Below are 16678 nucleotides of genomic sequence, written 5' to 3'. Positions count from 1 at the left end.
CATGGGCGGCATGCGCTCCCCGCTCTCGGACTACCTCGACTCCGCGGTGCCCGGTGCCTGCCCGGACCACCTCGTCGTGCCGCGCTCACTGGCCCAGTCGATGCCGCTGCGCTGGCAGCAGGTCTTCGTCGGGCTGCTCACCGACCTGCACGAGGCCTACCCCGACGTCGTCTGGCCCGAGTACGCGGTGTCCGCGGTGCGCGCCGAGCCCCTGACCGAGCTCGACGACGCCCAGCTCGCGACACACGGCTACGTCACCGAGCTGGGTCCCGACGGGGATCTCGAGTACCGCGACGTCGACGACCGTGTGGTCCCGGGGTCGCTGCCGGTCCGGGTGGAGGTGCCGGACACGGTGCCGCCGGCGTCGGCGGGGCAGGTGCCGCGGGGGACCGTCGTCCTGCGCTGACTTCACGGGACCCCGCTGCGCTCACGCCGCTGAGCCGATCATGCTGCTGAGCCGATCATGCTGCTCGCGCCGGTCGGTTCCGGGGATCTGCGCGCTCCGTGGCCGGGCGACGGCGAGATGCACCTCAGCGGGAATCGTCGATCCCCACGGCCCGCTGAGCTGCATCTCGCGGTGCGACAGGGATACCTCCCCTGCGGAATTCGCTTACCCGGTAAGCGAGTTCCGGGCTGCCCGTCACCATGTCCGGTGCGCCCCGACCGGTGCGCGACGGCGCCGGGCCGCGTCGGCGAGCCGGTCCAGCTCACGGACCAGGTACGTCGCGTCGGCCGGTCCGGCGTGCACGACGGCGTCGTCGGGCAGCGGGCCGCCGACGACGTCCGGGGTCGGGCGCCGTTGGACGTAGCAGCCGTCCGGGGTGGCGTGCACCAGCAGGACACCCGGCGCGCGGCACGGGTCGGGTCCCTTGCGCCCGGCACCGAGCTGGGCGACGCCCTCGGTCCGTCCCATCCGCCGCGGCACTTCGGCCTCGGCCGCGGTGCAGCCCCGCCGGAGGAGCTCGTGGACGAGCCGGTCGGCGTCGCCGTCGGCGCGCTCGACGGCGTCCCCCAGCACCGCGACGGGAATCTGCACCCCGACACCGGGGCCCGGGACGACCTCGCCGAGCAGCTCGACCAGGACGGTGGACGCGTCGTCGGGCCGGACGCGCACGAGCGCGACGTCGTCGTCGATCCGGGTGGCCAGCACCGCGCGCCCGGCCCGCCGCGCGACCAGCGCACGCTGCCACGACGGGGGTGCGACCACGAGGTCGTGCTGGAACTCCGGTGCGACGACCGTGCGCAGGTCGTCGACCAGGTTCGGCTCGAACACGGTGCCGGTGAACAGGCCCCGCGCCGCCAGGGTGTCGAGGCACCCCCGTACGAGGCGGGCCCGCTCGACGTCGGTGAACCCGGGACTGAGGAGCTCCAGGACCGCGGGGTTGCGACCGAGGTCGAGGAGGTCCCGGGCGACGTCGAACTCGGCGGCGGTGAGGACGGTGGCGCGGTTCCAGTCGATCATCGGTGGGGCTCCTCGGGTGCCAGGACGGCGTCGGTCGCGGCGATCTCGATGTCGAACACCTCGTCGGTGGGGACGACGTAGCGGTTGCGGTGGTCCTGGGCGTCGCGGCCGCCCGCGCCGCCGGCCATCGGGCCGTAGCCGCTCGGGCCGGTGCCCCGTCCGGTGGTCTCGCCGGGGCGGGCGGACCAGGCCGGGTCGGTGGACCGGTTGCCGGGGCCGAACGGCTCGAACGGCCGTCCGCCACCGGACCCCGTCCCGCCGGGGAGGCGCTCGCCGTACCCGGGGCCGCGGGCCGATGGCGGGAGGAGTGGCTGCGCCCGGGTCCGCTCGCCGAACTGGCGCCCGAGGTCGACGCGGGTGCCGAACGGATCGGGGCCCGGTGCCGTCGACGTGGGGTACGCGCCCTGGGGTGGCGCGAGCCGGTACGGGTCCGGGGCGGGCGTGGTCGGTGGGTCGAGGCGCTGGGGTGCGACGACGTCGGCCGGTCCGGGCAGCCCGGTGTGGTCCCGGTCGGTGCCGTCCCCGCTGGTCCCGGGCCCGTCGGGGCCAGCGGGTCGCCCGACGTCCGGCGTGCCGGGACCCGAACCTCCCGACCCACCGCTCCCCCGCCCGCCGACTCCCCGCCCGCCGGGAGCCTCGACGCCGCCCGGTCCGGGCCGGGGCCCGGCGCCCGGCGGACCCGGTGCGACGCCGCCCGGTCCTCCGCCGCCGACACGGGCGGCTCCGCCGCCGTCCCCGACGGCGGCCGGGCCGAACCCGCCGGCCCCGTCCGAGCTCGGCGGCGGACCTCCGGCACCGGTGGGCGCCGCGGCCGAGGCCGGGTCGACGGTGAGGAAGCGGTCGTCGATCGCCGACGCGGTGGCGAGGTGCTCCTGCAGCACACGGTCGGCCTCCTCGCTGTGCCGCTGGTCGCGTTCGAGCGAGGTCACGTAGTCGGCGACGGTGGCGCCCAGACCGGTCAACGGGGCGCCCGCCAGCAGGTGGGCGTTGCGGACGCCGCTGGTGAAGATGCCGGGCGGGGTGGGGTCCAGGGCGGCGATGGCGGCCTGGGTGCGGTCGAACGACTGTCCGTAGGCGTCCAGCTGGGTCGCGTCGTTCGCGGTGACGGGGGCGGTGCACGTCATCGAGGTGGTGATGCCGTCGAGGGACTGCTGGGCGGCGGCCGCGGCGGGGCCCTGCCAGGAGACGCCGAGCTCGGTCATGCGCTTCCTGGCCTCGTCGGCCGCGGCACGGAGTTCGGTGTCCGCGGTCCGGAGCGCGGACGCGGCGTCGACGACCGCGGACGAGCCGGGTTTGCCGACCACCCAGGCGTACTTCTCCTGGAGGGACTTGGCAGCGAAGTTGAAGCCCTGGTGGAACGCCATTCCCGTGTCCTCGTGATGGGTGGAGCGACGGTCAGATCCGGAAGGACCTCTCGATCGCGGCCTCGTCGATCCGGTACGACGAGGCAACAGCACGCAGCGACGTGACGGCCTGTTCCAGCTCGGCCCGGTGGGCCATATGACGATCGATGATCGCCGCGAACTTCTCGTCGAACACAGGTGTCGCCATCCCTGAGATCGGGTCCTCGCCGCACGGGCCGACCGTGCAGCCGAGCGCGTTCTGGAGGGCGGCGCGAATGGCCTCAGCCTGCTGCGCGAGTGAGCGTCCGACGCTGAGGACGTTGTCGGGAGACACCTGACTGATCAGGTTGTTCAAGCTCGGTGCAGCCGACGGACTCATGAGCGGGCAAAGTAGTCGGCGATCCGGGCGAACGTGGGTCGTCCGAGCGACTGCTTCGCGGTCGTGAATCGCGAGGGTCAGCTCGGTGCCAGCACTGCGAGAGCCTCGTCGAGGACCTCGTGCGCCCTGTCGCAGGGTGCGCGTACGGCACTACCGGCTTGGCGCAGTTCGTCGGTGGGTACCGAGGCCTGAGCTCGCACGGACGTCGAGGGGCCGCTGTCGGCCACGGCTTCGCACACGGTCAGCCGGGAAGTGGACCGGTCGTTCTCGATCACGTCATATCCCCGGGCCTGACCGGAGGAGGAACCCGCCGACCGGAGATCTGCTGCGGGGATGGGAAGGAAGTGCAGGTTGATGTCGATCCGCGGGTTCCCGGTCCCGAAGTAGCCGCATGACGGGGCCCGCGTCCCGCGTATCGCCGCGTCGTTCTTCCGGGGGTCGCGGAGTTCGAGCGCCCCGAGCATCTGTGCGGACAGGAGATCGCAGGGATGCTTGTTCGTGACGTCGATCGGACTCGGTCCGGCCGCTGGTGGCCGGTCCGGCCCCGGAGGCGTGGCGCCCGAGCCGCAGGCGGTGGCCGTGGCGGTGAGGACGGCGGCCAACGACCCCAGTACGAGCCGACGCGCAGCCGGTACGAGCACGTGATCCTCCGTCGACGATCGACCGGCCACAGGCTAGCCCGCCCCACGGACCTGCACACGTGAACGTCGCGGATAAAAGTTGAGTCCCCCGGGAACAAGTCTCTCGGGTGGTCCGTTGACCCCCACGAGAGCAAGTTGAGCAGAGCCCACTCAAGGGCGATGCGCGAGCTGCTCCCCGGTTTGGTACAACTTGAGCCGGACGCACTCATACCCCACACATCTCGGAGGCAGTCACCATGGCTCGTACGGTCGGTATCGACCTCGGGACCACCAACTCCGTCGTCGCCGTCCTCGAGGGTGGCGAGCCGACGGTGATCGCGAACTCGGAGGGTGCCCGCACCACTCCGTCGATCGTCGCGTTCGCGCGCAACGGTGAGGTCCTCGTCGGCCAGTCGGCGAAGAACCAGGCCGTCACCAACTCCGACCGCACCTTCCGCTCGGTCAAGCGCCACATCGGCACCGACTGGAAGACGCCGGAGATCGACGGCAAGACCTACGCGGCGCAGGAGATCAGCGCCCGCGTCCTGCAGAAGCTCAAGCGGGACGCCGAGTCCTACCTGGGCGACGAGGTCACCGACGCCGTCATCACGGTGCCGGCCTACTTCGAGGACGCGCAGCGCCAGGCGACCAAGGAGGCCGGTCAGATCGCCGGCCTGAACGTGCTCCGCATCGTCAACGAGCCGACCGCGGCCGCGCTGGCCTACGGCCTGGACAAGGGCGACAAGGAGCAGACCATCCTGGTCTTCGACCTGGGTGGCGGCACGTTCGACGTGTCCCTGCTGGAGATCGCCGAGGGCGTCGTCGAGGTCAAGGCGACCAACGGCGACAACCACCTCGGTGGTGACGACTGGGACGAGCGGATCGTCACCTGGCTCGTCGACAAGTTCAAGTCCTCCCAGGGCATCGACCTGACCAAGGACAAGATGGCGATGCAGCGGCTCCGCGAGGCCGCGGAGAAGGCGAAGATCGAGCTGTCCAGCTCGTCCTCGACCAGCATCAACCTGCCCTACATCACGGTCGACTCCGAGAAGAACCCGCTGTTCCTGGACGAGACGCTGTCCCGCGCGGAGTTCCAGCGGATCACCCAGGACCTCCTGGACCGCACCCGTCAGCCGTTCAACCAGGTCATCAAGGACGCCGGCATCTCGGTGAACCAGATCGACCACGTCGTGCTCGTCGGTGGCTCCACCCGGATGCCCGCCGTCACCGAGCTCGTCAAGGAGCTGACCGGCGGCAAGGAGCCCAACAAGGGCGTCAACCCGGACGAGGTCGTCGCCGCCGGTGCCGCGCTGCAGGCCGGTGTGCTCCGCGGTGAGGTCAAGGACGTCCTGCTGCTGGACGTCACCCCGCTGTCCCTGGGCATCGAGACCAAGGGCGGCGTCATGACCAAGCTGATCGAGAAGAACACCACGATCCCGACCAAGCGCTCGGAGATCTTCTCCACCGCGGATGACAACCAGCCGTCGGTGCAGATCCAGGTCTACCAGGGCGAGCGCGAGATCGCCGCGTACAACAAGAAGCTCGGCATGTTCGAGCTGACCGGCATCGCGCCGGCCCCGCGCGGCGTCCCGCAGATCGAGGTCTCCTTCGACATCGACGCCAACGGCATCGTCAACGTGTCCGCCAAGGACATGGGCACCGGCAAGAGCCAGGAGATGACGATCACCGGCGGGTCGGCGCTGTCCAAGGACGACATCGACCGCATGGTCAAGGAGGCCGAGGCGCACGCCGAGGAAGACGCCAAGCGTCGCGAGGAGGCGGAGACCCGCAACCAGGCGGAGACCCTCGTCTACCAGACGGAGAAGTTCGTCAAGGAGAACGACGACAAGCTCCCCTCCGACGTCAAGGACTCGGTCAACGCCGCCCTGGGTGAGACCCAGGAGGCGCTGAAGGGCACCGACCACGAGGCGATCAAGTCCTCGATGGAGAAGCTCGCCACCGAGTCCCAGAAGATGGGGTCCGCCCTGTACTCGCAGCCCGGTGCCGAGGGCGCCGCGGGTGCCGGTGCCGAGGGTGGTGCCGGCGCGACCGGTGCCTCCGACGCGCAGGACGACGTCGTCGACGCCGAGATCGTGGACGACGACAAGGACGCCAAGGGCGGCAAGTGACGGCCGGCGGCCATCCACGGGACGACAGGACGGTCGACATGGCAGACGAACAGAAGCAGGAGGAGCCGGTGACGTTCCGGGACCGCCGCAAGGTGGACCCGGAGACCGGCGAGGTCCGTCCCGACGCCGACGCGACCGGGGCCGCCGACACGGCGGCCCCGGCCGGGGACGGCGAGCAGGTCGCGGGCCCGGCCGACGGGGAGGACCCGGAGGTCGAGAAGCTGCGGGCCGAGGTCGCCGAGCGCACCGCGGACCTGCAGCGGGTCAGCGCCGAGTACGCCAACTACCGGCGTCGAGCCGACCGCGACCGTGAGCAGACGAAGGTGGACGCGAAGGTCTCCTTCGCGAACGACCTGCTGGTCGTGCTCGACGACTTCGAGCGCGCCGCCCAGCACGGCGACCTCACGGGACCCTTCAAGGCCGCTGCGGACAAGGTCACCGCGGTGCTGACGAAGCTCGGTCTCGAGCCGTTCGGGACCGAGGGCGAGCCCTTCGACCCGCAGCTCCACGAGGCCGTGCAGCACGAGCCGGCCGAGGGCTCCGGCCCCACGGTCACCGTGCTGTCGACGGTGCTGCGTCGTGGCTACCGCATCTCCGACCGGGTCCTCCGGCCGGCGATGGTGACCGTGCAGGACCGCCCCGAGGTAGAGGCCGAGGCACAGGCCGAGACCGACGCCGCGGGCGGCGCGGACGCCGGCGACGGCGAGCCGCAGAACCCGGCCTGACCAGGACGGGTAGGGACGTGACCACGCGGTGCGGCGGGAGACGACCGGTCTCCCGCCGCGTCGCGGGCGTGAACGGAAAGGAGGCGGAGTGACCCAGCGCGACTGGATCGAGAAGGACTACTACCGCGAGCTGGGCGTCTCCTCGACGGCGTCCCAGGACGAGATCAAGAAGGCGTACCGAAAGCTCGCCCGCGAGCTGCACCCGGACGCGAACCCCGGCGACGAGAAGGCCGAGGCCCGCTTCAAGGCGGTCTCCGAGGCCTACGGCGTGCTGGGCGACGAGTCCAAGCGCAAGGAGTACGACGAGACCCGCGCGATGTTCGCCGGTGGCGGCGGCTTCGGTGGGTTCGGCACCGGTGGTGGCTTCCCCGGCGGCGCGCGACCCGGTGGCGCCGGCCAGGGTGGCTTCGACATCAACGACCTGTTCGGCCAGGCCGGCCGCGCGGGCGGTGCCGGGGCCGGTGCGGGCGACTTCAGCGACATCCTGGGCGACATCTTCGGCCGCGCCGCGCGCAACAGCGCCGGCGGTGCGGGCGGGTACGGCACGGCCGGTGCCCGCCGCGGCCAGGACGTCGAGAGCAGCCTGACCATCTCCTTCGAGGACGCGGTGCGCGGCGCGACGGTGCCCATCAAGCTGTCCTCGCCCGGGCGGTGCGAGCGCTGCGGCGACACCGGGTCCCGGCCCGGCAGCACCCCTCGCACCTGCCCCACCTGCGCCGGTCAGGGCCTGGTGAACCGCAGCCAGGGCGCGTTCTCGTTCTCCGAGCCGTGCCGCGACTGCCGCGGGACCGGGCGCATCATCGACGACCCGTGCCCCGAGTGCCACGGCGACGGCGTGTCCACCCGGACCCGGTCGCTGTCCATCCGGGTCCCCGCGGGCGTCGACGACGGTCAGAAGATCCGGCTCCCCGGACAGGGCGAGCCCGGGCGCGGCGGGGCCCCCGCCGGGGATCTCTACGTGACCGTGAGCGTGACCCCGCACCGGATCTTCGGGCGGTCGTCGAAGAACCCCGACGACCTGACCCTCACCGTGCCGGTGACCTTCCCCGAGCTCGCTCTGGGCGCGACCCTGACGGTGCCCACACTCGACGGCACCGTCTCGCTGCGGATCCCGCCGGGCACCACCAGCGGCCGCACGTTCCGGGTGTCGGGGCGTGGGGTCGAACGCAAGAACGGGAAGAAGGGCAACCTGCTGGTCACCGTCGAGGTGGCGGTGCCGCAGAAGCTGGACGAGGCGGCGAGGAGCGCGCTGGAGGCCTACGCCGAGGCGACGTCGTCGTTCGACCCGCGGGCCGACCTGCTCGGTAGCGCCAGGAGGTGATGGCGGTGTCCGGACGACGCACCCCCCGTGACGGGGAGGAACCGCCGACGGTCGACGTGGCACACGACAGCCCGGTGTTCGTCATCTCGGTCGCCGCGCAGCTGTCCGGCCTGCACGCCCAGACCCTGCGCAGCTACGACCGGATCGGCCTGGTCAGCCCGGGCCGGTCCGCGGGCGGCGGACGTCGCTACTCCCAGCGCGACATCGCCCTGCTCCGCGAGGTGCAGCGGCTCTCCCAGGAGGAGGGCGTGAACCTCGCGGGCGTCAAGCGGATCATCGAACTGGAGCAGATGGTCGACCAGCTCTCGGCGCGCCTCGAGGAGGTGACCGCCGAGCTGGACGCGGTCCGCGCCGCCGCTGCGCAGGCCACCGCGGCGGTGCACCGCTCCTACCGGCGCGACCTCGTGCCGGTGGACCGGCGTCAGGCCGTCGTGCGCTGGCGCCCGGCCGACGACGGCTGAACCCGCTCCGTCGCGCACCCCGGCGTCCTCCGTCGGAACCGGGGTGCGGGACCGGGCCTCGCGCGGCGACGACCGTCGTGCCCGGGCCACGAGCCGGTCAGGCGGCCGTCAGCGCTCCGCGCCGGGCCAGCAGGCCCAGCATCACGGCTCCGGCCAGCGGCACCGCCGCCAGGACCAGGAACGGCAGGGCGGGTGGGAACGCGGGGTCGAGCAGCGCCCCGACCCCCGTCGAGCCGACGAGCACCATCAGCCCGCCGAACGAGGCGAGCACCCCGAAGTGGGCGCCCAGCCTGCGTTCCCCGGCCAGCCGCGGGATGAGATCCTGCGCGACCGGCACGGCGAACATCTCGCCGAAGGTCAGCAGCAGCACCATCAGCACCGCGGGTGTGAGCGCCCACCACCCCGGCAGGTCCGGCAGCAGCCGCGCCACCGCGACGACGGTGAACGACGCGGCCATCAGGCAGAACCCCAGCACCACCGCGCGGCCCGCCCCCATCCGGCTCCCCCAGGCCGTCACCCGCATCTGCAGACAGATCACCAGCACGGACATCATCACGAACAGGAAGCCGAGCGCGGCGGTGCGCCCGACGCGCTCCAGCTCGTCGGGCAGGGCCAGGTAGAGCTGGTTGTAGCAGAGCAGCCAACCCGAGTAGCCGACCGCGAACAGCAGGAAGCGTCGGTTCCCCAGCACCTCGCCCCAGCCGGCGAGCATCGGCTGCCCGGCCTGCTCGGGCTCGCGCCACGGCAGCCACCGCCAGTGCGCCAGACCCACCAGCACGAAGCCGGCGGCGGCGACCAGGCAGGCGAGCTGGAAGTCGACCACCATGAGCGCGGTGCCGACCAGCGGCCCGGTGACGGTCCCGACCTGACCGGCGACGGCGAACATCGAGAACACCTCGGTCCGCGCCGGGCCCTCACCGGCGCGCTCCCGCTCCCCGGCCTCCCGCGCCAGCGACGACTCGACCGCCGGCGAGAACAGGGCCGCCGCGAACCCGGTCAGCAGCGCCCCACCGATGACCGCGGGCAGCGATCCGGCCGCGCCGAGGAGGATGAAACCGATCACGCGCAGCGAGCACCCGACGAGCACGACCGGCTTCGCACCGAACCGGTCGGTCAGGGTCCCGCCGATCACGAACAGTCCCTGCTGGCTGAACGTCCGCAGCCCCAGCACCAGCCCGACGGCCGCCGCGGCGAGCCCGAGGTCCTCGGCCAGGTGCGTCGCCAGGTAGGGCAGCACCATGTAAAAGCCCACGTTGAAGGCCATCTGGGTGCTGATCAGCAGCTTCATGACCGGGGGGAGCCCGCGGAACTGGGCCCACCGGCCCGGTCGGAGCGGCGTCGGGGGACGCGGGTCCGACTCGGGATCGGCGGGTCGGCGGAGCAGGCTGCGGAGCACCACGAAGTGGTACCAGGTCGCCGTCGGCAGTCGCGACTCGATGGCAACAACGACATATGCGCATGCGTGAAGATGCTTGACCGTATGTACAGGCTTACCGAAGATCTCCCGGGCGCCGGGTGACACACGGTCGAGGGCGCCGGAGAGGCCAGGTCGTGATGCCCGCCGCCGTGCGCGCCGTCGTAGCACCCCGTCGTTCCCGCTTGCGGGTCGCCGCCGCCCTGGTGGTGAGCGCCGCGGTCCTCACCGCGTGCGGCGGCACCGGTGGCGGGAGCGGTCGGGTCGTGCCGGACGGGCAGGCCACGATCGCGATGGCCTTCGGCCCGTCGGCCGGTTACGGCGTGGACACCGACGACGCGTTCGTCCTCTCCCAGCTCGGGGTGACCGAGTCCCTGGTGGCGTCCGGCCCGGACGGGCAGCCCCGACCCGCACTGGCGACGGCGTGGGCCCAGCAGTCCGACCCGCGGACCTGGCGGTTCGAGCTGCGTCCCGGCGTGACCTTCCAGAACGGCGAGCCGCTCACCGGGCAGGCCGCCGCGACCGCCCTGAACTGGGTGGCCGGCGTCGCCGCGCCGCCGCGCGCGGTGCGCGGGATCGGCCTGCAGGCCGCCGCGGACGGCGCGGCTGCCGTGCGCGTCACGACGGCGAAGCCCGACCCGATCCTGCCGCTGCGGCTGTCCAGCGTGAACACAGCGATCCTGGCGCCGTCGGCGTACCGGGCCACGCCGCCGTCGGTCCAGCAGACCGGCACCGGCCCGATGACGATCACCCGGACGAACGGCACCCAGTCGGTGACCCTCGCCCGCAACGACCGCTACTGGGGTGAGCGCCCGCAGCTGGCCGGTGTCACCGCGAACTTCGTGCCCGACCCGGCCGCCCGCGCACTGGCCCTGCGGGCCGGCGCCGCCGACATCGCCCAGGAGCTCCCCGAGTCCAGCGCGCTGGAGTTCACCGGCGACGAGTACGTGAACCAGACCGTCGCCGCGCCCCGGACCGCGTCGCTGGTCCTCAACCAGTCCCGCAGGCCCTTCGCCGACATCCGGGTGCGGCAGGCCGTCGCGGCCGCCGTGGACCGCACCGCGCTCGGTGAGCAGGCGCTCGCCGGGTCGGCGATCCCGGCCTCGGAGCTGTTCGGCCCGGCCGTGGCGTGGGGCTCGCAGGACGCCCCGCCGCCGGCCGACCCCGCGCGCGCCCGGCAGCTGCTGGCCGAGGCCGGCTACGGCCCTGGCAACCCGCTGCGCATCGAGCTGGGGTCCTACGGCGCCCGCCCCGAGCTCCCGACGCTGGTCACCGCCGTCCAGGAGATGCTCCGCGGGGCCGGCATCGAGGTCACCGTGCGCATCGGCGACTACGACGCCCGCGAGCCGCAGCTGCTCGCCGGTGACTTCGACATGTACCTGCTCTCGCGCAGCTACCTGGTCGACGTGCCGGACGCCGGCGCCACGCTGGCCACCGACTACACCTGCCAGGGCTCCTACAACCTCAACCACTACTGCTCGCCCCAGTTCGACGCCCTGCTCGCCCCGCTGGCCAACGAGACCGACCCGGCCGCACGACAGAAGGTCTTCACCGAGGCCGCGGCGAAGCTGAACGCCGACGTCGTCGGAGTCCCGCTGGTGCACACCAACGCCAACGGCGTCGGGCACCGGGTCACCGGCTACACCGTCGACCCGCTGGCCAAGTCGCTCGTCGTCCCCGGGCTGGCGACCACGGAGTGACCGCACTTGTCGCACGCAGGCTGCTGGCGCTGCCGCTGGTCGCCGTGGCCGCGGCGGTGCTGGTGTTCCTGCTCCCGCGGTTCTCCGGACAGGACACCGCGCTCGCGATCCTGCGCAGCCGGACCGGGGAGTCCGACCCGGACCCGTCGGTCCTGGCCGCGCTGCGCGAGCAGTACGGCCTCGACGGCACCTGGTGGGACCAGTTCACCGGCTGGGCCGGCGCGCTGCTGCGCGGCGACCTCGGGATCTCCTGGACCAGCCGCACCCCGGTCTCGGGCCTGCTCTGGCCCGCGCTCGGGGTGTCGCTGACCCTCACCGTCGCCGCGCTGGTACTCGCGGCCCTGGTCGGGATCCCGCTCGGGGTGCGCGCCGCGCGTCGCCCCGGTGGCCGGCTCGACCGGGCCCTGACCACCGGATCGGTGCTGGGCGTCGCGATCCCCGAGTTCGTGCTCGGGACGGCGCTGGTGCTCGCCTTCGCCGTCACCGTGCCGGTGCTGCCCGCGACCGGCTGGGGCGACGTGGACCAGGCGGTGCTGCCGGTGGTCACCCTGGCCGCGTTCCCGGCCGCGCTCGCCGCCCAGCTGGTGCGCGCCGAGACCGTCGACGCGCTGGCCCGCCCGCACGTCGCCGTCGCGCGGTCCAAGGGCATCAGCGACGGGCGGGTCCTGTGGCGCCACGGCGGCCGCCTGGCCCTGACCTCGGTCACCTCGCTGTCCGGGCTGTTCCTCGGCGGGTTGCTCGGCGGCTCGGTCGTGGTCGAGGTGCTGTTCGCGATCCCCGGCCTGGGCCGCCTGCTCTACGACGCCGTCCTCGGCCAGGACCTGCCGGTCGTGCAGGCCGGGCTGCTCGCGATCGTGCTGATCGCCGCCGTCGCCGGGATCCTCGCCGAGCTGCTCGCGCTCGCGCTGGACCCGGTGGCCCGGAGCGCCGTCCGGTGACCGCCTCGGTGCTGGCCCGCCCCGCGGGCGCCGCCGCGCGCACCACCCGGCGCGCGGCGGTCCTGCAGGTCGGGGCGCTGGTCCTGCTCGGTGTGCTGGTGCTGTTCGCCCTGCTGCCGCTCGACCCGGTCGCCAACGACCTGTCCCACCGCTTCGCCGGGCCGTCGGCCGCGCACCCGCTCGGCACCGACCAGCTCGGCCGGGACGTGCTGGCGCGGCTGGCCGTCGGCGCTCGGCTCTCGGTCGGGTTCACCCTGGTCGCGCTCGCGTTGTGCGCGGGGATCGGGACGGTGCTGGGCGTGCTCGCCGCCTGGTGCGGACGGGCGGTCGGCCAGCTGTTCCAGCGCACCATCGACGTGCTCGTCGCGATCCCGGCGGTGCTGATCGGGCTGGTGGTGGTCGCCGCGTCCGGCGGGGCCCCGGGGGTGTGGTCGCTGCTGGTGGCGATCGTCGTCGCCGGGTGGACGCCGTTCGCCCGGCTCACCTACCAGCTCGTGGTGCGCGAACGCGCCCGCGAGTACGTCGAGGGCGCCGTCGCCGTCGGCGCGGGGCCGCTGCGGATCGCGTTCCGGCACGTGCTGCCGAACCTCGCCCGGCCGCTGCTGTCGCACCTGTGCCTGCGGTTCGCGAACGTCCTGCTGACCGTGGCCGGGCTGTCCTTCCTCGGGCTCGGGCCGCAGCCGCCCACCCCGGAGTGGGGGGCGATGCTCGCCGACGGCCGGCAGTTCCTGTTCAACGCCCCGCAGCTCGTCCTGCTGCCCGCGCTGGCCGTCGTCGGGACGGCGCTGCTCGTCACCGCACTCGGCCGCGGGCTGGAACGCCGGTGGACGACCGGTCCGACCGGACAGTTCTGACATCGCTTCGTTCCTGCCAGACTGCTGCGAGTACGGGTGAACGGCAGGAGGTACGTCGTGGCGAGGATCGGAATCGACGGGCGGCGCACGGGTGAGGCGCGCCCGGAGCTCAAGAGCCTGGTGGACGAGACCGGGGTGGTGCCCCGCGCGGCGGAGCTCGGCGAGGCCCGGGAGGTGCTGGCCCGCGAGGGCGTCGTCCACATCCCCGGCGCCGGTCCGGACCCGGAGGCGATGGTCGTCGCCGCGGCCACCCTGCTCGGCGGACGGCTGCGCGAGCTGTTCGGCATCCGGCCTCAGGGCGGTACCGACTCCCCGGTCCTGGGTCTGCACAACGACGGCGCCTACCTGGAGGCCGACGTGCACGGCCGCACCGTGCGGCTGCGCGACCCCGACGAGGACTTCCTGTTCATGCACTGCACGTCGCCGGCGCCGTCCGGGGGCGACTCGGTGCTCGTCGACGGCTACGCGCTGGCCGACCGGCTCGCCGCGGAGCACCCGTCGCTGTACGGGTTCCTGACCGGCAGCGACGTCGACTTCTTCGGCAGCCGCACGAACCCGCCGCGCGGGGTCCCGCTGACGCCGCTGCTGCGCCGGATGATCGAGCACACCCGGGGTGGTCGGCGCGCGGTCCGGGCGAGCGACTACGTGCTGCCGGTGCCGCGCGAGCCGTACTGGGACGCCCACCTCGCGCACATCGAGTCCTACGCCGACGTGCTCGCCACCGCGTTCGACGCGGCGCCGCGGTTCCGGCTGGAGAGCGGCGACCTGCTGGTCCTGGACAACTACCGCTTCCTGCACGGCCGGGACGCGTTCACCGGCACCCGGGAGCTGCACGTGCTCTCGGTGCGGACGACCGAGGCGTTCTGAGCCCCACCCCCCGACGCAAACGGCCGCCCTCCCGGTGCGGGAGGGCGGCCGTCGTGACGTACGGAGCCGCTCAGTCCATCGCTCAGTCCATCGTGAACGGGTCGTAGGTGATGCGGTCGAGCGGCGTGCCCGCGACCAGCATCCGCGACACCGTGGACCGGATCATCGCCGGCGACCCGCAGACCAGGACGTCGTGGTCGCTCCAGGCGCCGAACCGGGTCACGGCGTCGGCCAGGGTGCCGGTCTCGGCGCCGGAGGGCTCGTCCTCGTACTCCACGACCGGGATGACATCGAGCCACGGGTAGTTGTAGGACAGCTTGCGCAGCGAGGTGAAGTCGTACAGGTCGTCCCACGTCCGGCCGCCGACGAAGACCTGGGTGCGCGGCGGCTGGGGGCGCCGGCCGACCTCGTCGAGCAGGGCCTTCATCGGCGCGACGCCGGTGCCGCCCGCCACCATCAGCAGCTCGCGCCGGGTGTTCTGCGGGACGGCCATCCGGCCCATCGGCGGGCCGATCCGCCAGGTCTCGCCGACCCGGCTGTGCGCGACGATCGCGCGGCTGACCCAGCCGCCCTCGACCGCGCGGACGTGGAACTGGATGGTCCCGTCGCGACGCGGCGCGTTGGCGGGGGACAGGTAGCGCCACAGCCGCGGGCGGTGCGGCGTCTCCACCGAGACGTACTGGCCGGCCTGGTACGGCACCGGCTGGTCGGTCGCGACGGTGACCACGGCCAGGTCCCAGCCGATCCGGCGGTGCTCGACGACCCGGCCCAGCCAGGACGCCGGCCCGCGCTCGGCCGCGGCGGCCTGCTGCATCGCGTCCGCGACGATCCCGTACGCGCCGACCCAGGCCTTCTCGATCTCCGGGGTCCAGTTCTCGCCCGCGAACGTGGCGATCGCCGACAGCAGCGCCGCGCCGACCGCGTCGTAGTGCTGGGACAGCACGCCGAACTTGCGGTGGTCGCGGCCGAGCTGCTGCAGGAACGGGACGAGGTCGTCGGGCTGGTCGACCATCTGCACCACGTGCACGAGGGCGCGCAGCAGCCGGCTGCGCTGCACCTCCATGTTCACGGGGAACAGGTCACGCGTCTCGGGTGCCTTGCTGAACAGCGTGGCGTAGAAGTGCTTGCCGATCTCCTCGGCCTGCGGCTCGACGAGGGCGAAGCTGGTCCGGATGAGCTCGACGGTGCGATCCGCCTCCGAGGCGGGGCGTCGCGGCGGGGCGACGTCGCCGGCGATCAGCTGGTCAGCAGTCATGCCTGGCGGACACTCTCCTCGGTCGTGCTCCGTGCCGCGGTGACACCGGGCGTCGACGCCCGCGTTCCGCCGGTTAGGGTACGCGAGAGACTCCGTCCGCCGGTACGGCGTACGCCGACCGGCTCACCAAGGTGTGGTGAGCGGGTACGCATCGTCACTCATCATCCGTTCGGGGACGGCGGTCACTCGTCATGGCGTGGGGGGCGCCGGGCTCAGGATAGCGCCCATCGTGCGGAAAGCCGACGTGGCGGTGGCCCGGCCGGTCGGAATGGTGATCGTTTGGTCCTGGCCGTGCCGGATGGCACGGTTGTCCTGTGCCGTTGCGAATCCCCGCCGTCGTCCTGCCCGGACGGGGCCGTCCGGCCGTGCCGCGGGTCGTCGTCCCCGCGCCCTCGGAGCGGGGCCCGTCCTCCGATGTCCGGGAGGTCCCGGAGGTCCCGGACGGACCGCACCGGCCCGGCTCCGCGGGTGAGCACGCGGTGCAGGCCGAGGTGGGCAGCTCCGCCCGCGCCGACCGGTTCTACGACGACCAGCTCCGCGACCGGCTGCTGCCCCGGATGATCGAGTTCGTCGGACGGATGGAGATGGCCTTCGTCGCGACGTCCGACGCGCACGGCGAGTGCGACAGCTCGCTGCGGGCGGGCCCGCCCGGGTTCCTGCACGTGCTGGACCCGCACACGCTGGCCTACCCCGAGTACCGGGGCAACGGCGTCTACGCGAGCCTCGGCAACCTGATGGAGAACCCGCACATCGGGCTGCTGATGGTCGACTTCACCGAGTCCCTGATCGGGCTGCACGTCAACGGCCGCGCCCGGATCATGGACGACGACGCCTTCCGCGCCGTCCACCCCGGGCGCGCGCGTGACGACCACGCCGCGGGCCGCCGCGTCGAGCGCTGGGTGGTGGTGGACGTCGAGGAGGCCTACATCCACTGCCGCAAGCACATCCCGCGGATGGAGCGGGTGACGCAGCGGCGGGCCTGGGGCACCGACGACCCGGCCCGCAAGGGCGGCGACTTCTTCGGTGCGCGGGGGACGGCGCCGCGCGTGCCGCGACCGCCGCGTCGGCGGTTCCCGAGCACGACCCATCTGGTGTCGGGCGCATCACGTTCGTTGCGCGGTCGTACCACCCGTCGCTGACCTGCGGTGACGAGGATGGCGCGACAGTGAGCCGATTAGGTGACGTTCGGACCGTCACTTCCGAGGCGCGG

The 16678-nt window shown here is 73.2% G+C and carries 16 protein-coding genes; 10 read left to right on the top strand and 6 right to left on the bottom strand.

Annotation, left to right across the window (positions count from 1 at the left end; translation table 11 throughout):
* Nucleotides 1-10 precede the first annotated feature (10 nt).
* On the top strand, nucleotides 11-406 hold the full coding sequence (locus Ae331Ps2_RS09510) for a hypothetical protein (RefSeq protein WP_226361536.1): 396 nt from the start codon (nucleotides 11-13) through the stop codon (nucleotides 404-406).
* A gap of 234 nt (nucleotides 407-640) precedes the next feature.
* Here the strand turns inward: Ae331Ps2_RS09510 and Ae331Ps2_RS09505 are convergent, their stop codons facing one another.
* The 4 genes from Ae331Ps2_RS09505 to Ae331Ps2_RS09490 all read right to left on the bottom strand — a co-directional run bounded on the left by Ae331Ps2_RS09505 (nucleotide 641) and on the right by Ae331Ps2_RS09490 (nucleotide 3786).
* The gene (locus Ae331Ps2_RS09505; protein WP_075309423.1) at nucleotides 641-1462 is read right to left on the bottom strand and encodes an ESX secretion-associated protein EspG; all 822 of its coding nucleotides are present in this window, start codon (nucleotides 1460-1462) and stop codon (nucleotides 641-643) included.
* A complete protein-coding gene (locus tag Ae331Ps2_RS09500) occupies nucleotides 1459-2826 on the bottom strand; it encodes a PPE domain-containing protein (protein ID WP_075309425.1) in 1368 nt (455 codons plus the stop codon). The genes Ae331Ps2_RS09505 and Ae331Ps2_RS09500 overlap by 4 nt, the downstream gene beginning before the upstream one ends.
* Nucleotides 2827-2857: 31 nt before the next feature.
* Nucleotides 2858-3184, bottom strand: a complete 327-nt coding sequence (locus Ae331Ps2_RS09495) for a PE domain-containing protein (protein WP_075550158.1) — start codon at nucleotides 3182-3184, stop codon at nucleotides 2858-2860.
* A gap of 77 nt (nucleotides 3185-3261) precedes the next feature.
* On the bottom strand, nucleotides 3262-3786 hold the full coding sequence (locus tag Ae331Ps2_RS09490) for a DUF3558 family protein (protein ID WP_170918304.1): 525 nt from the start codon (nucleotides 3784-3786) through the stop codon (nucleotides 3262-3264).
* A 275-nt stretch (nucleotides 3787-4061) separates the two neighbouring features.
* Between Ae331Ps2_RS09490 and dnaK the strand changes: the two genes are divergently transcribed.
* The 4 genes from dnaK to Ae331Ps2_RS09470 all read left to right on the top strand — a co-directional run bounded on the left by dnaK (nucleotide 4062) and on the right by Ae331Ps2_RS09470 (nucleotide 8440).
* Nucleotides 4062-5933 carry a molecular chaperone DnaK gene (gene dnaK, locus Ae331Ps2_RS09485; RefSeq protein ID WP_075309431.1) on the top strand — a complete coding sequence of 624 codons (1872 nt, stop codon included), beginning with the start codon at nucleotides 4062-4064 and terminating at the stop codon, nucleotides 5931-5933.
* A 38-nt stretch (nucleotides 5934-5971) separates the two neighbouring features.
* A complete protein-coding gene (gene grpE, locus Ae331Ps2_RS09480; protein WP_075312626.1) occupies nucleotides 5972-6658 on the top strand; it encodes a nucleotide exchange factor GrpE in 687 nt (228 codons plus the stop codon).
* 88 nt (nucleotides 6659-6746) lie between these two features.
* Nucleotides 6747-7979 carry a DnaJ C-terminal domain-containing protein gene (locus Ae331Ps2_RS09475; RefSeq protein ID WP_075309433.1) on the top strand — a complete coding sequence of 411 codons (1233 nt, stop codon included), beginning with the start codon at nucleotides 6747-6749 and terminating at the stop codon, nucleotides 7977-7979.
* A 5-nt stretch (nucleotides 7980-7984) separates the two neighbouring features.
* A complete protein-coding gene (locus Ae331Ps2_RS09470; protein WP_283160292.1) occupies nucleotides 7985-8440 on the top strand; it encodes a heat shock protein transcriptional repressor HspR in 456 nt (151 codons plus the stop codon).
* Between the two features lie 97 nt (nucleotides 8441-8537).
* On the opposite strand, the gene Ae331Ps2_RS09465 is transcribed toward Ae331Ps2_RS09470, so the two are convergent.
* The gene (locus tag Ae331Ps2_RS09465; protein ID WP_139319068.1) at nucleotides 8538-9728 is read right to left on the bottom strand and encodes an MFS transporter; all 1191 of its coding nucleotides are present in this window, start codon (nucleotides 9726-9728) and stop codon (nucleotides 8538-8540) included.
* A gap of 311 nt (nucleotides 9729-10039) precedes the next feature.
* Here Ae331Ps2_RS09465 and Ae331Ps2_RS09460 point away from each other — a divergent pair, with 311 nt between their 5' ends.
* The 4 genes from Ae331Ps2_RS09460 to Ae331Ps2_RS09445 are packed head-to-tail and all read left to right on the top strand — an operon-like array spanning nucleotide 10040 to nucleotide 14213.
* Nucleotides 10040-11554, top strand: coding sequence for an ABC transporter substrate-binding protein (locus Ae331Ps2_RS09460; protein ID WP_249265624.1), 1515 nt, complete (start codon nucleotides 10040-10042; stop codon nucleotides 11552-11554).
* Nucleotides 11551-12492 (top strand): ABC transporter permease, encoded by a 942-nt coding sequence (locus Ae331Ps2_RS09455; protein WP_075309436.1) that lies wholly within the window; start codon nucleotides 11551-11553, stop codon nucleotides 12490-12492. Before Ae331Ps2_RS09460 ends, Ae331Ps2_RS09455 begins: the two co-directional genes overlap by 4 nt.
* The gene (locus Ae331Ps2_RS09450; RefSeq protein WP_075309437.1) at nucleotides 12489-13346 is read left to right on the top strand and encodes an ABC transporter permease; all 858 of its coding nucleotides are present in this window, start codon (nucleotides 12489-12491) and stop codon (nucleotides 13344-13346) included. Before Ae331Ps2_RS09455 ends, Ae331Ps2_RS09450 begins: the two co-directional genes overlap by 4 nt.
* A gap of 57 nt (nucleotides 13347-13403) precedes the next feature.
* A complete protein-coding gene (locus tag Ae331Ps2_RS09445) occupies nucleotides 13404-14213 on the top strand; it encodes a TauD/TfdA family dioxygenase (RefSeq protein ID WP_158071546.1) in 810 nt (269 codons plus the stop codon).
* Nucleotides 14214-14295: 82 nt separating this feature from the next.
* Here Ae331Ps2_RS09445 and Ae331Ps2_RS09440 read toward each other — a convergent pair whose 3' ends face one another.
* Nucleotides 14296-15468 carry a globin domain-containing protein gene (locus Ae331Ps2_RS09440; RefSeq protein ID WP_170918305.1) on the bottom strand — a complete coding sequence of 391 codons (1173 nt, stop codon included), beginning with the start codon at nucleotides 15466-15468 and terminating at the stop codon, nucleotides 14296-14298.
* 314 nt (nucleotides 15469-15782) lie between these two features.
* Here Ae331Ps2_RS09440 and Ae331Ps2_RS09435 point away from each other — a divergent pair, with 314 nt between their 5' ends.
* Nucleotides 15783-16607 carry a pyridoxamine 5'-phosphate oxidase family protein gene (locus tag Ae331Ps2_RS09435; protein WP_083695397.1) on the top strand — a complete coding sequence of 275 codons (825 nt, stop codon included), beginning with the start codon at nucleotides 15783-15785 and terminating at the stop codon, nucleotides 16605-16607.
* Nucleotides 16608-16678: the final 71 nt, after the last annotated feature.

It is taken from the genome of Pseudonocardia sp. Ae331_Ps2 (assembly GCF_001932405.1).
Classification (GTDB): domain Bacteria; phylum Actinomycetota; class Actinomycetes; order Mycobacteriales; family Pseudonocardiaceae; genus Pseudonocardia.
This window is presented reverse-complemented; position numbering and strand designations above follow the sequence as displayed.